The organism is Enterococcus sp. AZ040 (assembly GCF_050499185.1).
GTDB classification, from domain to species: domain Bacteria; phylum Bacillota; class Bacilli; order Lactobacillales; family Enterococcaceae; genus Enterococcus_D; species Enterococcus_D entomosocium.
Genome location: NZ_JBMHEW010000001.1, coordinates 3,023,744 through 3,043,481 on the forward strand (window position 1 = coordinate 3,023,744; position 19,738 = coordinate 3,043,481).

Here is a 19,738-nt window from a genome sequence, read left to right on the forward strand (position 1 = left end):
CGTGCTATTCTTATCCTTAAAGAGGTGGGAACATGATTAAATTATTAGTAATCGAAGATGACAAAACATTATCTGAAAATATGAAAGAGATCGTCAGCGAAATCGGTGAAGTCACGCAAGCATATGATGGCAGTGAAGGCTTGTACGAGGCGGAAACGGGGATCTATGACTTGATTATTCTTGACTTGATGATGCCTGAGATGAACGGCTATGAGGTGCTTTCAGCATTACGAAAAAAAGGACTCCAAACACCCGTCCTGATTTTAACAGCCAAAGACGGCTTAGAAGACAAAGTAACCGGCTTTCAAAAAGGGGCTGATGATTATTTGACCAAGCCTTTTTATCGGGAAGAATTATTGATGCGGATCAAAGCGTTGCTAAAACGCTCCTTAGGTTTGTTCAATGAAAATACACTGGAATATAACGGGTTGCTCTGTAACCTTGGCACCAACGAGGTCAGCTATCAAGGGGAGCTTTTACCGATTCAAGGGAAAGAATTTGAGCTACTGCTCTATTTTCTACAAAATAGAAACATTATTTTGACCAAGGAACAGATTTTTGATCGCATCTGGGGGTTCGATTCAGAAACGACCCTGACTGTCGTAGAAGTCTACATGAGCAATCTGCGAAAACACTTGCGCCAGACAGGAATCGACAAAGAGATCCGTACGTTGCGAAATGTCGGCTATATTATGCAAGGAGCCTAGTCTATGAATAAAGAACGCTCTAAGAGACAACGGCTGCACTCCTTTCTCCTAAATGTCAGTGCCTTTGCTTTGGTCTTCTTACTTTTAGGAACGATCGTGCTCCAATTATTCAACCAATCGGCTTATCGTCAAACCGATATTTCTTTGGAACAAGCAGTCAAAGATACCCGCTTGATCCAAGCTGAGATCAGCGCTTCGCAATCCAATCTAGAGGTATTGCCACCAGATAGTGCAATGCCGAAGATCCCTGGTACCAATCGCTTCAACACCCAGTTGATCCTCTGGTCTGAGGACGGCGAGATTTTAAACAAACAGACTTTAGGCGGCCGTTTTTCACAATTGGCAAGTCTATCTTTAGATACGAGCCATTTAGACAGTATCACGTCTTTTTCAGTGGTGGATCAGTCCTTGTCAGAGGAAGAAGAGACACTTTTGTTTCGCTCAATCACCACCAAAGCCCCAACCAATGACGCCGGGGTCGGCTATATCCAAGTCTTAGCGAACACCAATCAAATCAAAAATGCCATGAACAATTTCCAAACCATCTTGATTTTATCGATGATTTTTTTCTGGATTCTCTCGATCGGGATCAGCTACTTGCTTTCCAGCTTGAACATGCGCCCAATTTTAGCCTCGTGGAAGAAACAACAAGAATTTGTCGAAAATGCTTCTCACGAGCTGCGCACACCATTGACGATCATTCAAAATAGTCTGGAGCGCCTGTTTACCAAGCCCAATCATACGATCATTGAAGAATCTGAAAGCATTGCACAAGCGTTAGCGGAAACCCGACGGCTAACTGGATTAACGGCTGATCTACTAACGATTGCCCGCAGTGATTCCAATCAACTGCTGTTAACGAAAGAAACCGTCGAATTAGTTCCGTTTATCGATGACTTAGTCAAACCTTTCAAAGAAATTGCCGAACTGGATCAAAAACATTTTATTGTCGAAAATTTTGCCAAAACGACCGCTTGCTTTGATCAAAAGAAAATTCATCAAGTCCTCGTGATTCTCCTAGATAATGCCTTAAAATATACCAGCAGTGGTGATAAAATTACGCTCTTATCGGAGATTTCTAACAAGCAATGGCTGATCGAGGTCAAAAACACGGGACCAACTATTTCCGATGAAGAGAAAGCTCGCATCTTTGACCGCTTCTACCGCGAGGATCGTTCTCGCTCCAAGGAGACCGGCGGCTATGGTTTAGGCTTAGCGATCGCCAAGCAAATCGTCGAAGAGCACAAAGGACAAATTCTGGTCAAAGATCTGCAGCCACGAGGGGTTATTTTTCAGATTCGCTTACCTAAAGAAGGATAAAGGAGAAAAAAATGCAGGTCATCACCCTTAAAGAACACCCTGAATACTTAGCAGAAGCGATCCGTTACTTCCAAAAACAGTGGGCTGGCCCCGATTCCCTCATGGTTTATGAAGACAGCCTGACCCATAGTTTTTCAACAAGCATTTTGCCGCAATGGCTACTGCTGGTCAACGAAGAAATCGCAGCAGACGGACCTTATCAAATCATCGGCTGCGGCGGCTTGATCCCCAACGACTTCATCAGTCGGATGGATTTGACGCCTTGGCTTTGCGCCTTGTATGTGGACCCTTTGTGGCGTGGCCAAGGCGGTGCCCGCCTTTTGATCGAAACAGCTAAACAGCGCGCTGCTGGAGCTGGTTTTGATTCTCTGTATCTATGTACGGATCTTTCTACTTTTTATGAGCAGTTTGCTTTCGAACCGATCGGCACTGGCTACCACCCTTGGGGAGAGTCTTCCACCATCTATCGCTGTTCTCTCACGTAAATAAACAAAAAAAGCTGTGAACAAAATTGTTCACAGCTTTTTTCACTCACAGTACTATTGCTAGTAGAATACCCTATCTCCACAAAAGGAATATTCCGACACCCTACAAATCCGGTAGGTTGCTTACGCGGTGTGCCTCTGCTATCAATCTGGTCAGCTAATGCTAGACCTTCTCGACTCGTCGCATGAGGATTACTTTACCATAAAATTAGTCGGAATACTACTGTTTTTTTTATAAAATCAAAAACTGCGGATAAACATCTTTCAAGAAAGAGCACTTATCAGCAGTTTTACATGAACCAGTTGTTTCTTCTCAAAAGAAACGTTCAAATCGATGGATTCAAGAAACCTTAGGATAAGAAGGTTGCCACTTTGGTCGTAATCAAATCAATGGCTACGTGGTTTTCGCCGCCTTCTGGTACGATGACATCAGCATACCGTTTTGTCGGTTCGATAAATTGATGATACATCGGTTTTACGACCGTCAAGTATTGTTCGATCACAGAATCCAACGTCCGGCCACGCTCTTCCATATCACGTTTGATCCGGCGAATGATGCGAATATCATCATCTGTATCAACATAAAGTTTAATATCCATTAAATTACGCAAACGTTCATCTTCTAAAATCAAGATCCCTTCCAAGATAATGACTTCTTTGGGTTCTTGAATGATCGTTGCTTCGCTGCGGGTATGAGCGACATAATCATAGACAGGTTTTTCGATCGTTTGATATGCAAGCAGCTGCTGCAAGTGATCGATCAACAAATCAGTATCAAATGCAAAAGGATGGTCATAGTTGGTGTTCAACCGTTCTTCAAAGCTCAGATCACTTTGGTCTTTATAGTAGGAGTCTTGTTCAAGCATCATAATAGAATGGTTGGGGAAATGATTAAAGATCGCCCGACTCACGCTTGTTTTTCCACTACCTGATCCACCTGTCACACCAATAATAATGGGCTTGCCATTCGTCATTCAATTAACCTCTTTCATCTTAAAAAATTCACACTGGTTCTATTATAGCGAAAATTCGGCAAATTACTACTGTTTCTGTAGAATCAGTGCTGCAATAAAGGAAGTAATTGCTGCAAGCGTTCGATCTCAAAGGTAGGCTGAATCTCACCACTGTTTTTTTTCTTTGGATTAAACCAAATCGTGTCGATCCCTGCCAATTGTCCGCCTAAGATATCTGAAGTCAGTGAATCGCCAATAATGACTGTTTCTTGTTTTTTAACGTTTGGTATGCGGGCAAACACGTAGTCAAAATATTCTTTCATTGGTTTTTGATAACCCGTGTCTTCTGAAACAAAAATATCACGGAAATAGGGCTTCAATTTGGCATCTTCCAAGCGACGGTACTGGGTTTCAGAAACCCCGTTCGTAACCACGTATAGGTCAAAATGCTGCGCCAACTCCGCTAAGATCTCATCACTGTTGTCTAACAGTTTATGTCCTTCATTTAGAAATTCTCGGTACGCCAATTCAACTGCTGGACTATCGACCTGAATGCCTTGCGTTTCAAAAAACAAGCCGAAACGCTCATTGATGACTTGGTCTCTCGTGATTTTCCCTTGCTCAAACTGCTGCCACAAATCATGATTGATCGTTTGATAGCTTTGTTTGCGCTCTGGAGTCATTTCCAAGCCATGAGCTTCAAACAGTGCTTTTAAGGCTTGATCTTCGGTATCTTGAAAGTCGAGGATCGTGTCATCGACATCAAATAATAATGTTTTATACTTCATTTTCTCCCTCTTTCTCAGCGGAAATGCGCCGCCAGTCCTTTTAATTCTTCTTGCGTCAGCGAGCGATAACTGCCCACTGCTAAATCATCTGGTAGAACCAGCGAACCCATCGCTGTTCGTTTCAGCTGAATGACTTTTTTCCCTCGGGATAAAAACATCTTTTTCACTTGATGGAACTTGCCTTCAGCAATTTCTAACGAAACAAAGGAATGATCCGCTCGGGCATCGATGATCGTTAGGGCAGCTGGTTTGCAAGTGACACCACCATGAAAGGTGATCCCTGCAGCAAATGCCGCCACATCCTCAGGAGTCACCAAGTCATTGACCACCACTTCATATCGCTTGGTCACCTTTTTGGTGGGATGCAGCAAGTCATAGCCTAACTGGCCATTCGTCGTAACTAATACCAACCCTTCCGTGTCCCGATCCAATCGACCGACGGCATAAAGATCAGGATGTTGATCTTCGGGTGCAATCAAAGCGATCACTGTCTGGTGCTGTTGATCCAGATTGGCTGTAACGACACCCTTGGGCTTGTTGACGATATAATAGCGTTCCTGTGTTTCCAACTGCCGCCCCGCAACCATGATTTGATGCAAGCTGCTATCGACGTTGCGCTCGGGCCTTCGCTCAATCCTATGATCCACAAAGACTTTTCCTTGCTGAAACAACCGTTTCATCTCTTTCCGGGATGTATTCAATTGTTGCTCGATCACTTTATCTAAACGCATAAATTTTTCTCCATAGTGGCTATTATAGCTTAGGATTTAGCGAAAGGAAACTGCCAGGATTTCAAATGATTTGACTTTCTTTGTCTTTTTGCGTAAGGTTAAAGAGTAAAGTAAATATAGTTTCTCATACACAGCGTTATGACCTGGTGGAGAAAAGTTGAACCAAAACTTTCTGGGGCAGTTGTGTACACAACTGCCCTTTTGCGTGTTTTCACTCACGTACCACTTAATGTGCAGAGTTAACAAAATTTGCTTAAAAAATCTCGTTACTAACGAGAAAATTTTAGGAGGAATTGAGTTATGTCAGTATCATTAGAAGTTACGAAAAGAGAAGTTCGCCCACGTTCTTTACGGAACAAGTTGCGTCACGAAGGAAAAGTACCTGCAATTGTCAATGGGTACAAAGTAGAAAGCACACCGATTGCTGTCAATGCAGCAGAATTAGAAAAAATCTTGCGTGAAAATGGATTGAATACCGTAATCACGATCAGTTTAGAAGGCAAAAAAGTCAATACACTGATCAAAGAGTATCAATCAGATACCTTCACACGCAATTTAACCCACGTTGAATTCCTATCTGTCGATATGAATGAAGAAACAGAAGTAGAAGCAGAAGTAACCTTAATTGGTGAATCTGCTGGTGTCAAAGCTGGTGGTGTTCTAGCACAAAACTTGTATACAGTCGTTGTATCAGCAACACCAGACAAATTGCCTGAACGTGTTGAGATCGATGTGACGTCATTAGAGATCGGCGATTCATTAACAGTGGCTGATCTGCCTAAGAACGACGAGTACACGATCGTGACCGATCCAGAAGAACAAATCGTTGCGGTTACTGAACCACAAGAAATCTCTGAAGATGAAGAAGCCGGCGAAGCTGCTGAACCAGCAGTTATCGGTGAAGACGAAGAGTAATCATAGAACACCGTTCTTAAGACCACGTCTTCAATCAACAGACACTTCTAAGAAATGTAGGACTCTTGAAGGGATTTCCCTTCAAGAGTCCTTTTCATTCTTACGAAGAGCTGGTATGCTGCAACTGACTATTTCCCATTGAAAGACGTCTTTGGGAAAGCTTGGTCCAGCCAACCCAACAAATTTTTAAGAAAATAGTTAAAATGCGTCGCTGACCAAAAAGAAAAGCAGAAGTAGTTGCATTTTTGACGGTTCTTCATTATGATAAATAGACAAATTTGATGTTAATGGCAAGCCTACTTGAAGGAGGGGTTTATTATGTTTGAAACATTTGATGATCACCGCAGTCGTTACGCTTCTGGCGGTATTGTTCAAACACTACCTAGCGAACTGATCGATAGTATATGGTTAATCATTGATCTTGATTTAAAAGGGTTTATTCCGTTGACAAATCTGCTCACCTTTGAAGTCCAAAACAATCATGGTCGTGTCACCCTGCTTTTTTCTCAAGCCCAAAGTCAAATCGAACTTGGTGTTGATCTACCGTACCGGTATTCCGACCTGTATCCCCAAAAAGTCTATGTATATGACGATGGGCAACGGCAAACGATTTTATTGCCTAGCGAGACTCGTTAACGCCCATTCGCCATTCTCTTTTTATAACGACACCTATATAAAAAACCACCCTTTTTATTTTAGAAGGCGGTTTTTTTTTGCATACCTCCTTTCATTTAATTCTGTCTAGCAGCAATTTCAAATAAATACTCGACAAAAACATCGTTTTTTATTACGTTTTATTGACTATTTTTTGCGAGTGAAAATAACGAATGAAGTTCCCTTATAATAAGGACAGTTGCAAAATTTAGCTGAAAGAGGTGCATGATGTTGAAAAATATCCTTGAAAAAGATATTATGCAAATGCTGCGACTCTCCACAACACTTTTAACCGAAAATCCCCTGCCTTTGAATAAAGCTGCTTCCGCCCAAAATATCTCTGTCAAAACGATCCGCCGGCTGCTGTCAAGCTATTTAAACGAGGACCCATTCTTCCACTATGATGTACAACAAGGGCACATTCGTGCAGACCGTCATTTGCAGCAATCAGCCAGTTGCTCCCTCCCCCATATGGAAATGATTGCTGCATTATTCAATAAAAGTGTAAATTATCAGCTACTCTTGCTCTTGTTAAAAATGCCGACTATTTCCTTTGCAGACCTCTACAAACGCTATTATCTCAGCCCATCCAGTTTGCATCGGCGCTTTTCATCCTTTTCTAACTTTTTAGCACCTTATCAACTAGCTATCGATCGCCGCAGTTATCCTTTAATCACTGGCAACGAACGACAACTGCGCTATGTGCTTTTTCGCCTTACCCTCTTAGCAAACCCAGCGCTTATCTCCCCCAATCAAGCGTTTCAGGAGCTGACACAAATCCATCAGTTACGGAAAACTGCTTTTTATCCCAACACATCAATCACGTTTACTCAACAAGTTTTTCCCAAACACTTTGTTCCAAGTTTCTACTTAGTCGGTGAACGCAGCTATTTGTTTTTATGGAAACAGCTTCTAACACTGGAGCCTTTCTATGTACCTGCAGAAGAATCTGTCCTCTTATGCCAAATCATCACCCCAGTTTTGAGGCAGTATCCAATCGAGCAGCCGTTAGAGGTTCTTTTGCCGAAAATTTTCCAAGCCCATCTGCTGGGGGCATTATTGGAGGGCAATTTATTTGTCTATCCGCCATTAAATCCTCGCTTATCTGAACGTTCACAATGCTTGGTCCGTGTTTTCTTGACACAGCTTCCCCACTACGAAAAACTTTTAAAGAAGCATCCCGAGTTGCCCTTGCTCTATGAATGCATTTGGCAAGACGTCTCTTTCTTCCAACCCATCATTGCCTTTCCGCAACAAAAAGAGCGCCCACTTGAATAGCGGTACGCTCTTTTTAAAATCATTTTACTATCAGTGAATTATTTTGCGTCAGCATCAACGATTTTCACTGAACCTTGCCATTGTTCTTCAACAAAGTCTTTGATTTCGTCTGAATGAAGCACTTCGATCAATTTCTTGATTTTGTCGCTATCTTCGTCACCACTGCGGACAGCAATCACGTTGACATAAGGAGAATTATCCGCTTCTAATAAAACAGAATCATCCGCTGGGTTCAAATCGATCCCAAATGCGAAGTTCGCATTGATGGCAATTAGGTCTGCTTCGTCGTTTTGATAAGCAGTCGCCAAAAGAGATGGATCGACGTCATGTTTAAATTCTAAGTTTTTCGGATTTTCAGCAATATCATCAAAGGTTGCCGTTTCTGTATCAACGCCGTCTTTTAAGGTGATCAAGTCAGCATCTTGTAAAATCGTTAGGATACGACCCCAGTCAGATTCAGAAGTGGAAGTAAGAACCGTTGCACCATCTTCTAGTTCTGAAATATCAGAGATTCGTTTTGAGTAAAGACCCATTGGCTCGATATGAATCGCACCAGCATTGACAAAGTCATAGCCATTGTCTGCGATTTGTTTGTTTAAGTAAGGAATGTGTTGGAAGTAATTGGCATCGATATCGCCATTTTCCAATGCTTTGTTTGGCAACACATAATCATCGAAGGTTTTGATTTCAAGATCAATGCCTTCTTCTGCTAGTAAAGGTTTGGCTTGTTCTAAAATTTCCGCATGAGGCGTAACCGATGCACCGATCACTAATTTTGTTGATTCTCCCTCAGCCGCAGATGAATCAGAGCTTCCTGAATTTGAGCCTGTTCCACAAGCAGCTAAAGCGGCAGTTAACAATAAGGTTGTTGCAATACCAAAAATCTTTTTCATATCCATTTCCTCCCATATTTTCCACTTTTTGTTCTTCGTTTCATTTACCGTTTATCGGTGGCCTTCGCAAGGAAATCGCCGACCCCTTGGATAATGAAAACGATAATTAAAATAATCACTGTTGCAACAAGCGTAACAGTGTAATTTCCACGTTGAAATCCTTCTTGCCAAGCCAAAGCGCCTAGCCCACCGGCACCAATCGCACCTGCCATGGCGGTATAACCAATCATTGAGATCGTTGTGACCGTCAGTCCTGAAATCAATGCCGGAACACTTTCTGGAATCACGATCTTATAAATGATCTCCCAGTAACTGGCGCCCATCGCTTCGGCGGCTTCAATCACACCAGGATTGACTTCACGAAAAGCAATTTCCACCATCCGAGCATAAAACGGCGCAGCCGATAAAACTAATGCTGGGATCGCTGCTTTTGCCCCTAGGAACGAACCGACTAATAATGTTGTAAACGGAATGATCAAGACCATCAAAATCATGAATGGCGTTGAGCGAAAGGCGTTACTGATGATGGAAACCACATTATAGAAAATGTTGGCTCCCGCCGTTTGTTTACGCCCTAGTGAATAAAGCGCCAATCCTAGAAGCAAACCGATCACAACCACTAAAACCATTGAGAAAAAAGTCATAAACAAAGTGTCCAGAGTTGCTTGCTGCATGTTGGTCCAGTCGACTTTTTCAAAATTAAAATAGGTTTCTACAAATGATTTATCCACGCTCAATCACCTCCACGCCCACTTGCTGCTCTTTGAAAAAGGCGATCGCTTTTTCGACCTCACTTGCTTCACCTGTCAATAAGACCGTCAAGCCGCCAAAGGATCCTTCATTGGTTTGTTGGATCTTTCCGTAAACGACATTGACATCGATCTGAAAGCGGCGGATCGCTTGTGAAATGACTGGTTCATTGGCGTTGTCTTGTGTAAAGGTCAAGGTCACTAAATGCCCTTGCGGATTTTCTCGTAAGAAGGCTTGCCGTAGTTCTTCAACATCTTCTTCTGGTTCCAAATCTTGCTGAACAAAACGTTTGGTCACTTCTTGCTGTGGGTTACGGAAAACCGATTGTACTGATCCTTCTTCCACGATCTGCCCATGCTCCATCACCGCGACCTTGTTGCAGATTTTGCGAATGACGTTCATTTCATGGGTAATCAGCACGATCGTCAAATGCAATTTTTTATTGATGGAAAGCAAGAGATCCAACACTTCTTCTGTTGTTTGTGGATCTAACGCACTCGTTGCTTCATCACACAGCAAAATTTCTGGTTCATTCGCTAATGCACGAGCAATCCCGACTCTTTGCTTTTGTCCGCCAGACAATTGTGCCGGATAGGCAGTTTCCCGTCCTTCCAACCCAACTAACTTGATCAGCTCTTGCGCCCGTTGCCGTCGTTTTGCTTTTTCAACGCCTGCCAACTCCAATGGCAATTCGATGTTCTCCGCCACCGTTCGAGACCATAATAGATTAAAGTGCTGAAAAATCATGCCGATTTTTTTACGGAAGTTTCTCAATTCTTTGTTTTTCAATGCCAAAATATTTTGACCGTTAATGACTACATCTCCTGCTGTCGGCAATTCTAAGCCGTTCAACAAACGAACTAATGTACTTTTCCCAGCACCAGAGTAGCCAACGATTCCATAGATATCGCCTTTTTCCACTTGCAGTGAAACATCATTGACGGCGTGGACAGCCGTTTGCTTTTTGCCGAATGACTTTTTTACATGCGACAATTCGATTAATGCCATGTTATTCCCATCTTTCCTCTTTGGTTGGTTAAACACAAAAAAAGCTTTCATCCTCTGTACATTATACTGTTACAAAGGACGAAAGCACAACTTCCGCGTTACCACCTTGATTTACTGTCGATTCACATCAACAGCCTCGCTCAGTACTTGAATTGCTTCGCATACTGCTGCACTGTAACGGGTGCCTCCCGTGATAGGCTTGTTTCCACTCACCTATCATGCTCAAAGACCATCTTCCATCCTCTCTCCGTTGCCCATTTGCACCAAACAGGGCTCTCTGTGTACGTTAAGAACATGTACTCTTCTTTTCAAAGCATTCATTTATTGAGCAAATTATAGCAACGTCTTATCCGACTGTCAATTCTTTTTGAAAAAATAGTCGTTTTTACAGATCTGACTTACAAAGCTTCAAATTGACTTGGGTCAACCTCTTTGAAGCTGACCAGCCAAGCATTCATTTCGTCTTCATCATTTAAGGTATCAATGGATTGATCGATTTTTTCATTTACGGAAGAAATCACACCCGTCAATGGACTTGGAAATTCACTGACTGCTTTTTCCGCTTCCAGCTCAACAAGGGTCTCTCCTTGTTTTAAAGCAGTTCCTGCTTTTTGAATCGAAGCAAACGTGACCGCACCAAGTTCTTCTTGCGCTTCTTTTGTTAAACCGACACAATATTCTTTCCCGTTAAACAAAACCCACAAATTATCTTTTTTTCTTAAGCATTTCTTTTCCATGATTCTAGTAAGACTCCTTCATATTCATTTTCTTTAAATCCATTAATCAAAAAGCGGTCGCCGCTAACTAGCAGTGGGCGCTTGATCAACATACCATCGGTTGCCAGCACGTCGGCTGCGTCTTGGGCAGTCATGGTCGGCACTTTTTCTTTTAATTGCAATTCACGGTATTTCATGCCGCTTGTGTTAAAGAAACGGGTTAACGGTGCTTCGCTTGATTGGATCCAAGCCAGCAATTGTTCCGGTTGAGGCGGTGTGGTCACCATATCGATCGCTTCAAAGGGAATCTCGTGCTCTTCTAACCAACGCTTCGCATTTCGGCATGTACTGCATTTTGGGTACCAATAAAATGTAATCATGTGAACTCCTTAAAGTGTTTTTGGTGCGGTCTCAGCTTGATAGCGCATCGATAAAATCAAACCGATCCCAATCATATTGCTTAATAGGGCAGATCCTCCTTGGCTAATAAACGGCAGTGGAATTCCCGTCAACGGTAAGAGACCGATGTTTGCGCCAATGTTTTCAAACACATGGAAGAGAATCATCATAATGATCCCAGTTGCCAAGTAAGCATAAAATTCATTGTTGGTATCGAAACATACCCGGATCATCCGATAGATCAAAATAAAATACAATAAAATGACAAACGCGCTGCCAATAAACCCAAAATTCTCACCGATCACCGAAAAAATCATATCAGATTCTCGGACTGGTACATACACATCGCTGACATTAAATCCTTTCCCGAACATCCCGCCAGAGGCGATCGCCATCAGAGCGTACGCCAATTGGAAGGATTGCCCTTGGGTATCATGAAAAGGATCTAGCCACGAATCGATACGGGCAAACTGGTACTCTTTAAAGATCCCTGTATTGTACAGCAACTCACGACCAACATCGGTAGTCACTAAGAAAATCGTTCCGCCGCCGAGAATCACGAATGCCGCAATCACTGGCACAACGATTCGCCAAGAGATCCCCGACATCAAGAAGACCCCACCGAAAATCGCCAGAAAGACCAACATCGTACCAAAGTCGTTTTGCAAGGTGATCAGGATCAGTACTGGAATCGTGACGGCCAACATTTTCGCAATCAGCAACCCATCTGTTTTCAGATCTCGTTCCCGATGCTTGACATTGTGCTGTGTGACGACTAAGGCCAACATCATAATATAGGCGATCTTCATCAACTCTGACGGCTGGAGAGTAAAGGCCCCAAAACGGAACCAGTTTTTTGACCCTGTCGAGGCAGCCATTGTCCGGTCGTAAAATTTCAAAAGCGCCAACATGACGGCTAATCCGGCTCCATAAATATAGGGAGTCAATTTCCAAAGCCATTTTGATTTGATCTGCATGATAATAATCACCGCAATAATACCTAGCACATACCATAAAGCTTGAAACCCTAACGTTCGCAACATATTCGGGTTATTTGGATCGTGGGTCAACGCCACATACAAGGACGCCACACCAATCAGACATAATAAAAATACGGGTAGAATCACACCGTAATCAATTCGATTATCGTTCGTTTTTATTCGTGAATTTTCCATGTCCACACTCTCTTCTGTAGAATCTTTATCCATTATAGTGATATTTGAGGAGAAAAGAAAGGATTGTCCACGAGCATTCACAAAAAATTTAGAAACTTTAATGATTTTCGGGAAAAGAGGGTTAAAAACAATCCGAAATTGTTTAGAATTACAATGAAAGAAGGGCTATATTCTGATGCATATCTGATCAATCAGAGTAAAACGATCGTATATGTACTAGATAGGAAGTTCAGCGACATACTTTTCAATGAAAACTCGCTGAATTCGTCTATTCTCCTTACTTAATAAAATATCTTATTCTAAGTATTCTTCTTTATTTTAATTATTCTTTACTCAATGTAACCGAACAAAGCAACTTTAAATCAGTCAAAAATTGCCACCTTATTTTCGTTTCAAAGAAATAGCAACCTGTGACTACTTCCCTTAAGTTGCTCAGAATATAAATTGATGCACGACGAGCCTATTTACCACATTAATGTGGTAATGAAATGTTATTTACGCCACCACATAATTTCACTAGAATACAATTAAGGAAGCGCTTCCGGAGGTGAACCAATGATTTTAAATAATCGAGAACAACTACTGTTGCAACTACTATTAGAACAAACGGAGTTTCGCCCTGCCTCTTTTTTTCAAAAGCAGTTAAATGTATCCCAAAAAACGGTTTATAACAATTTAACGACTTTAGAAAAGAAACTAAAAGATTCGGGACTAGCTATCAAAAAAGTACCAAGAAAAGGAATCTTTTTATCTGGTTCTGAATCAGCAAAACAGAATGGTTATCGATTGTTAGCAAAAAAAGAGACTAAACTCGAACTATTTTCACCTAATTATCGTAAAATCTTTATTTTCGCTAACTATCTGTTTTCAGTAAAACCAATGCATTATCAGGAATTCTCTGAATATTTTTATATTAGCAACCAGTCAATAAAGAAAGATGTTGATGAAATCGTTGCTTTCTGTCGATTCCATCAAGTATCAACAAAAATGACTACTAGCGGACTCAAGCTAACCTCAGTTGAATCTGCTGCTCAAAACGTATTCAAATCTTTTTTAGAGAAGTATACCGACGCCAAAGCCAGTGAAAATCTTTTGGTCAACAATCTCTTTGACTCTAAGGTTCTCGATTTAACGAAGAAATTTGTCTCAGACATGACTCAAACAATCGGCCATCCAGTCAATAATTATTCTATTGAATCCTTGAAGCTTTCATTGCGAATTTTTCTTTCAAGACTTCTTATAGATAAACACATTGAAAAACAAGAGCATCTAGTATTTGACGAACTTAGACGAATGAAATTCTATATGATCGCGGTTGATTTTTCTGAAATGATCCAACAGCAACTACCTGTTCAATTTAGTGATACAGATATTCAATATGTATGTTCCTTGTTATTAGCACACGGCATCGAACCTTTTGGTCAAATGGATGAGCCTCACGAATCTACTATCACAAATTGTACGAAACAAATTATTCAAAAAATGTCACATATGTTAAACGCAGATCTGACACAAGATAAATTATTGCTGCAAACATTATTGGCTCATATCGTTCCCATGATCCATCGATCAAAGACAGGAATTTTATTGAAAAACCCACTGATAAAAAGTATCAAAAAACAATACTCAACAATGTATACATTGACCAAATATGCAATTGGAGATTTAGAGGAGCGATTTCAAATCTTATTAACAGAAGACGAAGTTTCTTTTCTGACGATCCATTTTCAGCTAGCCTTTGAAAAGATAAAAATTACTAACCATATACTAATTGTTTGCCAATCTGGTTTTGCTACATCGGAGTTGATTTTTAACCGTATCAAACAGACGATCGCTGCTGATACCGTACTGGAGATCATTCCTTTGAGTAAACTGGTCAGTACATCTCTTGAGACTGTTGATTTGATTATATCAACTATTCCATTGGACATTACAGCACTACCAGTTATTTATATTTCGCCGCTTCCTACTACCGAAGAAATAGGAAGAATCTCAGCAAAGATATCTAATCTTAATGAGAATGAGAAAAATTTTTACTCAAAAAAATACCAGAAAACGACTTTATTACAAAAATATTTAGATCCTACTTTCCTTTTTGTCAAAAAAAAGTTTCGAACAAAAAAAGATGTACTGGATTTTTTAGCAGATGATTATCTGAAAAAAAAGCTTGTTACAACGAAATTTAAGCATTCTCTATTTGAACGAGAGGAACTAGGAAGCACGGGCTTAAAGACAGGAGTAGCCATTCCACATGCTGATCCATATACAGTGAAAGAAACAAAACTTGCTTTTCTCACCCTCGATGCGCCAATTACTTGGGGAGACACAAAAATCCAACTGATTGTTTTGCTTGCGATTGCTGAAGAAAACATGATCGAGGCAAAAGAGTTGATCGCTTCGATTTACGGATTGTTTAACTCAGCCGAAGAAATTCAATGGATCGTTAATAGTCAAACGCAAGAAGAACTGTATCAAAGATTGTTAAGAGGAGGAAATTGATCATGTTTTTTGATCACCAAATCGTGTTACTTGAAAAAGATTCTAAAACAAAAGAGGAAGCTTTTCGACTATTAGCAGACGAACTCATCAAAACTCATTGTGTAAATGATCAGTTCTATCAAAATATCGTACAGCGAGAAGAAACCTTTCCTACAGGTTTAAAAATTAACGGCATTGGGGTAGCGATCCCACATACGGACAGCAAATTTGTTTTACGATCCCAAGTCGCTTTTATGTCACTTGCCTCTCCCCTTTCATTTATTGAAATGGGTTCGCAAGAAAAGAAAATCGATGTATCTCTGTTGTTCATGCTTGCATTGAAGGAACCACATGAGCAATTGGGTATGCTACAAAATCTTATCTCTATGTTTCAAACACCAGGGGTTTTGGAAGCCCTATCCTCAGTAACGACTAAAGAAGCGTATCTTTCGATTATTGAAAAAAATGGACTGCAATAAAAAGGAGGAACAATTATGTTAAATGCATTACAGTGGTTCGTTGATCTAGGTTCAATCGTTGTTTTGCCTATTTTAATTTTTATTTTTGGAATAATTTTGGGAACCAAGCCTGGCAAAGCCTTTACTTCAGCCTTAACTGTTGGTGTCGGGTTTGTTGGATTGAATTTGGTGATTGACCTTCTAAGCAGCAGCTTGGGTCCTGCCGCCCAGCATATGGTTGAACGTCTAGGATTAAATTTGACAACGATTGATGTCGGATGGCCTGCCGCAGCGGCAATTTCTTACGGGACGATTTTAGGAAGCCTTGCGATTCCGATTGGTGTGGTCCTAAATGTTTTACTCATCATTTTAGGGCTGACTAAAGTATTGAATGTAGATATTTGGAATATTTGGCACGCAGCCTTCATCTCTTCTCTGATTTATGCCCTCACTGGAGACTTTGCAATGGGGATCGCGGCCACCGTCATCTATTTGATGATGATTCTTTTAATGGGAGATATTTTAGGTCCGATCATTAATAAGTTCTACGGATTTCCTAATATCACTTTTCCTCATGGTACCGCCGCACCAGGATTCATCTTTGCACTTCCGATGAATTGGCTCTTTGATCGTATTCCGGGACTAAAAGATTGGAAAGCAGATCCAGAAACCATTCAGAAAAAATTTGGTGTCTTTGGTGACTCTACTGTTATGGGCTTTTTGATTGGTCTCATCATGGGAATACTTGCCGGATATGACACAGCAGGTGTCGGCCAATTAGCCGTCCAAACAGGCGCTGTGATGGTTTTGATGCCTAAAATGGTTGCTTTACTGATGGAAGGTCTAACGCCTATTTCTGAATCTGCAAATGAATTCGTCAAAAAACGGTTTCCTGGAAGAGAGCTTTACATCGGTATGGATGCAGCATTATCGGTTGGTCATCCAGCTGTCCTTTCTTCCTCATTGCTGCTAGTTCCGATCACTATTTTGTTAGCCGTAGTTCTACCTGGCAATACGACCTTGCCTTTTGGTGATTTAGCAACCATTCCCTTTCTGATTTGCTTGATGGCTGCTGTTTTTGGAGGAAACATCATTCGAACAGTAATTGCTGGAACGATTTATATGGTAAGCATTCTCTATATTACTTCGTGGGCAGCACCGCTTGTCACTACTGCTGCTCGATCCGCAAACTTTGATCTACAAGGAAACTCTATGATCACTGCTATGGCTGAAGGTGGTTTATGGACCACATTCCTTTATGTCGGCTTAACCAAAATATTAAGCTGGGGCGGTTTAGCCATAATTGGCGTCTCTGTTTTGTTTGGATTGATTTATGTAAATAAAATTCGTCCCAAGAAACAAACATCGAAATTATAGGAGGAAATGATAATGAAAAAACTATTGATTATGTGCGGTACAGGTGTTGCAACTTCAACAATTGTAACAAATAAGGTAAAAGAATGGCTGAAAGAAAAAGGGATGACTGATCAAGTGAAACTGTATCAATCCAAAGTGGCAGATGAGATGAATAAAATTGATAACTATGACATCGTGGTGAGTACAACGGTTGTTCCAGACTCAATCAAAGATCGCGTAATTATGGGGCTGCCACTCTTAACAGGGATTGGTACAGAAGAAATGTACGCGGAAATCGAAAAGAAAATCAAAGAATAAGGAGAATGCCCTATGTTGGTCACAACAAAAGAACTATTCGCACATGCAGAAAAACACAATTATGCATTACCTGCAGCAAATTTTTTCGACTTAACTAGTGCAAGGTCATACGCGGAGACTGCTGAACGTTTAAACAAGCCTTTGATATTGGCCTTCGCTCAGTCCCATATGAACATGTTGACTTTAGAAGAGGCTGCCATGATTGGAAAATTTTTGGCAAAGAAAAGCACTGTACCTATCGCTTTGCACTTAGATCATGGTACCGATGAAGAGGTCATCAAAAGAGCCATTCATTTAGGTTTTACTTCCGTAATGATCGATGCTTCTGAGGAGCCATTTGAAGAAAATGTCCGTCGGTCAAAGGAGATCGCCGATTACGCTCATAAAAATGGTGTCGTTGTTGAAGCCGAAATCGGGCACGTTGGGTCGGAAAACAGTCTGGAATCAGCCGTAAATAGTCAATCTATTTACACAGAACCTTCTGAGGCTGTTACATTTGCCAAATTAACCGGGGTTGATTCGTTGGCAGTTTCTATTGGCACCTCTCACGGACATTATCAAGGGATACCCAAAATAAATTTTGACGTTTTAAAGGAAATACACCATGCCGTCAATGTTCCTCTTGTTCTGCATGGCGGATCCTCTTCTGGCGATGAAAACCTTGAAAAATGTGCCTTAGAAGGTATCCGGAAAATAAATATTTTTACTGACTTTGTCACTGCTGCTATGAATGAAATTCACAAAAATCAACCAAATGACTATTTCGATTTACTTCATTCAGCAAGCAATGGAATGTCCAAGACACTCGAGCACTATTTTACAGTCTTTCATACCAAATCTTATCGTGAAGGAGAAAGCTAATGAAAAAAAGAACTTTAAGAACGCCATTCTTTGTCATCAATCCCAAAGCCTATCTTTATGGAAAACAAGCATTGGCATTGGCAAAAGCTGCTGATGAGTTGTCATCTTTGTATGACATCGACATTCTATTTACTGTTCAGCATGCAGACGTTTCTTTAATTAAACAGGCAACAACACATTTATTCGTCACTGTCCAACATTTAGACGGAATCGAAATTGGTCGTGGAATGGGCTATGTTTTACCCGAAGCAGTGGCAGAAGCCGGAGCTGAAGCTACCTTTTTAAACCATGCTGAACACCCCATGACATTGCAAGAACTGACTAAAGCGATTCAGCGCTCAAATGAATTGGGTCTCTTAACAATTGTCTGTGCGAATTCATTGAGTGAAGCGAGAGCCGCGGCTTCCCTAAAACCCGATGTGATGGTTTGCGAGCCAACCGAACTAATTGGGACAGGACAAACCAGTGATCTTCAATACATGACGGAAACAAATCGTGTTGTTCGGGAAATTGATCCAGAAATCCTGATTTTGCAGGCTGCTGGTATATCTAGCGCTGCCGATGTTGAAAAAGCTTTGTCGTCAGGTGCTGATGGGACTGGCGGGACAAGCGGCATTGTGCAAGCAGATGATCCAGTTCAAACCCTTACAGAAATGATCAAACAAGCGGTGAAGCATAAAAAGGAGGATTAACACTGTGAAATTTTTAAAAGAGCAACTGACGTTAACTTCTAACGGGAATCGAGTGTCTTACCACAACATCACAGAAGAAGTGAAAGCAATGGTTGAAAAAAGCGGAATTTCAAATGGAATCTGTCTCGTACAGTCTCCCCATACGACTTGTTCTGTTATCTTTGAAGAATACATGCATGATACAGACTTTAACGGAGATGAATTTCTTCAAGTTGATTTAAACCGAATTCTCGATAAAATTATTCCTCGTGAACTATCAGAAAATACCGATTATCGTTATCCTGGACCAAAGCATTTAGAATTTTTGATGAGTCTGGACGATCCAAACTACCCAACAGATCCAGCAACGATTTTAAACGGCGATGCACATATTCGCTCGAGTTTTTTCGGTGCAAGCGAAAGTTTTATTTTAAGTAACGGCAAGCTAGAGATCGGCTCTGTAGGCTATATCTATTTTGTTGATTTCGATCAAAATCGTGTGCGAAATAGGTCATGCCATGTAATGCTAATGGGCGAATAAGAACAGTTATCGGGTAAATCAGGAAAAATTGAGATTACTTATCGCCTGCAAAAGAAAAACCATGAATCCTCTAAAAGAAGATTCATGGTTTTTCATTTCTTATGCCAGCTGCAGGATTCGAACCTGTGACCTACGCGTTACGAGTGCGTTGCTCTACCAACTGAGCTAAGCTGGCGTTGTATGGCACAAAGAAAATTATATGCAAAAACGGTTGTTTTGTAAAGAGGTCTGCTGAAAAAAATCTACTTACTGAAATTTTCCGAAAATTGTGATATAATAGAAG

General features: G+C 41.0%; 22 protein-coding genes, 1 tRNA gene and 1 other annotated feature. Of the genes, 13 read left to right on the top strand and 10 right to left on the bottom strand.

Translation table 11 applies throughout. The features are described 5' to 3' along the window. Window positions 1-32: 32 nt before the first annotated feature. From IGK63_RS13820 to IGK63_RS13830, 3 genes are read left to right on the top strand one after another with little or no spacing between them, the layout of a single operon-like run. A complete protein-coding gene (locus IGK63_RS13820; protein WP_005233644.1) occupies window positions 33-707 on the top strand; it encodes a response regulator transcription factor in 675 nt (224 codons plus the stop codon). 3 nt (window positions 708-710) lie between these two features. Further along, window positions 711-2,027, top strand: coding sequence for a sensor histidine kinase (locus IGK63_RS13825; protein WP_005233642.1), 1,317 nt, complete (start codon window positions 711-713; stop codon window positions 2,025-2,027). An 11-nt stretch (window positions 2,028-2,038) separates the two neighbouring features. After that, window positions 2,039-2,512: a GNAT family N-acetyltransferase gene (locus tag IGK63_RS13830; protein WP_016612933.1), complete on the top strand. Its 474-nt coding sequence runs from the start codon at window positions 2,039-2,041 to the stop codon at window positions 2,510-2,512. 350 nt (window positions 2,513-2,862) lie between these two features. On the opposite strand, the gene udk is transcribed toward IGK63_RS13830, so the two are convergent. The 3 genes from udk to IGK63_RS13845 all read right to left on the bottom strand — a co-directional run bounded on the left by udk (window position 2,863) and on the right by IGK63_RS13845 (window position 4,984). Then, window positions 2,863-3,486 (bottom strand): uridine kinase, encoded by a 624-nt coding sequence (gene udk / locus IGK63_RS13835; protein WP_005227927.1) that lies wholly within the window; start codon window positions 3,484-3,486, stop codon window positions 2,863-2,865. An 83-nt stretch (window positions 3,487-3,569) separates the two neighbouring features. Next, the gene (locus IGK63_RS13840; RefSeq protein ID WP_016612934.1) at window positions 3,570-4,253 is read right to left on the bottom strand and encodes a YjjG family noncanonical pyrimidine nucleotidase; all 684 of its coding nucleotides are present in this window, start codon (window positions 4,251-4,253) and stop codon (window positions 3,570-3,572) included. Window positions 4,254-4,267: 14 nt separating this feature from the next. Continuing rightward, window positions 4,268-4,984 carry a 16S rRNA pseudouridine(516) synthase gene (locus tag IGK63_RS13845; RefSeq protein WP_016612935.1) on the bottom strand — a complete coding sequence of 239 codons (717 nt, stop codon included), beginning with the start codon at window positions 4,982-4,984 and terminating at the stop codon, window positions 4,268-4,270. A 300-nt stretch (window positions 4,985-5,284) separates the two neighbouring features. Between IGK63_RS13845 and IGK63_RS13850 the strand changes: the two genes are divergently transcribed. From IGK63_RS13850 to IGK63_RS13860, 3 genes are all read left to right on the top strand, one after another. Next, on the top strand, window positions 5,285-5,899 hold the full coding sequence (locus tag IGK63_RS13850; protein WP_005227923.1) for a 50S ribosomal protein L25/general stress protein Ctc: 615 nt from the start codon (window positions 5,285-5,287) through the stop codon (window positions 5,897-5,899). A gap of 318 nt (window positions 5,900-6,217) precedes the next feature. Continuing rightward, complete coding sequence (locus IGK63_RS13855) at window positions 6,218-6,535, top strand: DUF960 domain-containing protein (RefSeq protein ID WP_005233624.1); 318 nt, start codon at window positions 6,218-6,220, stop codon at window positions 6,533-6,535. 243 nt (window positions 6,536-6,778) lie between these two features. Beyond that, on the top strand, window positions 6,779-7,831 hold the full coding sequence (locus IGK63_RS13860; RefSeq protein WP_016612937.1) for a helix-turn-helix domain-containing protein: 1,053 nt from the start codon (window positions 6,779-6,781) through the stop codon (window positions 7,829-7,831). A gap of 38 nt (window positions 7,832-7,869) precedes the next feature. Here the strand turns inward: IGK63_RS13860 and IGK63_RS13865 are convergent, their stop codons facing one another. The 6 genes from IGK63_RS13865 to IGK63_RS13890 all read right to left on the bottom strand — a co-directional run bounded on the left by IGK63_RS13865 (window position 7,870) and on the right by IGK63_RS13890 (window position 12,772). Then, complete coding sequence (locus IGK63_RS13865; protein WP_010749087.1) at window positions 7,870-8,724, bottom strand: MetQ/NlpA family ABC transporter substrate-binding protein; 855 nt, start codon at window positions 8,722-8,724, stop codon at window positions 7,870-7,872. A 44-nt stretch (window positions 8,725-8,768) separates the two neighbouring features. Continuing rightward, window positions 8,769-9,455 carry a methionine ABC transporter permease gene (locus IGK63_RS13870; RefSeq protein WP_005233617.1) on the bottom strand — a complete coding sequence of 229 codons (687 nt, stop codon included), beginning with the start codon at window positions 9,453-9,455 and terminating at the stop codon, window positions 8,769-8,771. After that, entirely contained in the window at window positions 9,448-10,482 is a 1,035-nt protein-coding gene (locus IGK63_RS13875) for a methionine ABC transporter ATP-binding protein (protein WP_008379383.1), read from the bottom strand. Before IGK63_RS13875 ends, IGK63_RS13870 begins: the two co-directional genes overlap by 8 nt. A 71-nt stretch (window positions 10,483-10,553) precedes the next feature. Next, window positions 10,554-10,803, bottom strand: a binding site (T-box leader). Window positions 10,804-10,880: 77 nt separating this feature from the next. Continuing rightward, on the bottom strand, window positions 10,881-11,219 hold the full coding sequence (locus IGK63_RS13880; protein ID WP_010749086.1) for a glycine cleavage system protein H: 339 nt from the start codon (window positions 11,217-11,219) through the stop codon (window positions 10,881-10,883). Beyond that, complete coding sequence (locus IGK63_RS13885) at window positions 11,201-11,578, bottom strand: arsenate reductase family protein (protein WP_005233612.1); 378 nt, start codon at window positions 11,576-11,578, stop codon at window positions 11,201-11,203. The genes IGK63_RS13880 and IGK63_RS13885 overlap by 19 nt, the downstream gene beginning before the upstream one ends. Window positions 11,579-11,587: 9 nt before the next feature. Next, a complete protein-coding gene (locus IGK63_RS13890; RefSeq protein WP_034872154.1) occupies window positions 11,588-12,772 on the bottom strand; it encodes an FtsW/RodA/SpoVE family cell cycle protein in 1,185 nt (394 codons plus the stop codon). 555 nt (window positions 12,773-13,327) lie between these two features. Between IGK63_RS13890 and IGK63_RS13895 the strand changes: the two genes are divergently transcribed. From IGK63_RS13895 to IGK63_RS13925, 7 genes are read left to right on the top strand one after another with little or no spacing between them, the layout of a single operon-like run. Beyond that, window positions 13,328-15,271, top strand: a complete 1,944-nt coding sequence (locus IGK63_RS13895; RefSeq protein ID WP_016612940.1) for a BglG family transcription antiterminator — start codon at window positions 13,328-13,330, stop codon at window positions 15,269-15,271. A 2-nt stretch (window positions 15,272-15,273) separates the two neighbouring features. Beyond that, a complete protein-coding gene (locus tag IGK63_RS13900; protein WP_005233600.1) occupies window positions 15,274-15,729 on the top strand; it encodes a PTS sugar transporter subunit IIA in 456 nt (151 codons plus the stop codon). Between the two features lie 15 nt (window positions 15,730-15,744). Then, window positions 15,745-17,085: a PTS galactitol transporter subunit IIC gene (locus tag IGK63_RS13905; RefSeq protein WP_016612941.1), complete on the top strand. Its 1,341-nt coding sequence runs from the start codon at window positions 15,745-15,747 to the stop codon at window positions 17,083-17,085. A 12-nt stretch (window positions 17,086-17,097) separates the two neighbouring features. Continuing rightward, window positions 17,098-17,382 carry a PTS sugar transporter subunit IIB gene (locus IGK63_RS13910; RefSeq protein WP_010749080.1) on the top strand — a complete coding sequence of 95 codons (285 nt, stop codon included), beginning with the start codon at window positions 17,098-17,100 and terminating at the stop codon, window positions 17,380-17,382. 12 nt (window positions 17,383-17,394) lie between these two features. Further along, complete coding sequence (locus IGK63_RS13915) at window positions 17,395-18,243, top strand: class II fructose-bisphosphate aldolase (protein WP_016612943.1); 849 nt, start codon at window positions 17,395-17,397, stop codon at window positions 18,241-18,243. Further along, window positions 18,243-18,935 carry a triose-phosphate isomerase gene (locus tag IGK63_RS13920; protein ID WP_008379366.1) on the top strand — a complete coding sequence of 231 codons (693 nt, stop codon included), beginning with the start codon at window positions 18,243-18,245 and terminating at the stop codon, window positions 18,933-18,935. Before IGK63_RS13915 ends, IGK63_RS13920 begins: the two co-directional genes overlap by 1 nt. A gap of 4 nt (window positions 18,936-18,939) precedes the next feature. Continuing rightward, window positions 18,940-19,455 carry a YjbQ family protein gene (locus tag IGK63_RS13925; protein ID WP_016612944.1) on the top strand — a complete coding sequence of 172 codons (516 nt, stop codon included), beginning with the start codon at window positions 18,940-18,942 and terminating at the stop codon, window positions 19,453-19,455. A 102-nt stretch (window positions 19,456-19,557) separates the two neighbouring features. Here IGK63_RS13925 and IGK63_RS13930 read toward each other — a convergent pair. Continuing rightward, window positions 19,558-19,630: transfer RNA gene (locus tag IGK63_RS13930), tRNA-Thr, on the bottom strand. Between the last annotated feature and the right edge of the window lie 108 nt (window positions 19,631-19,738).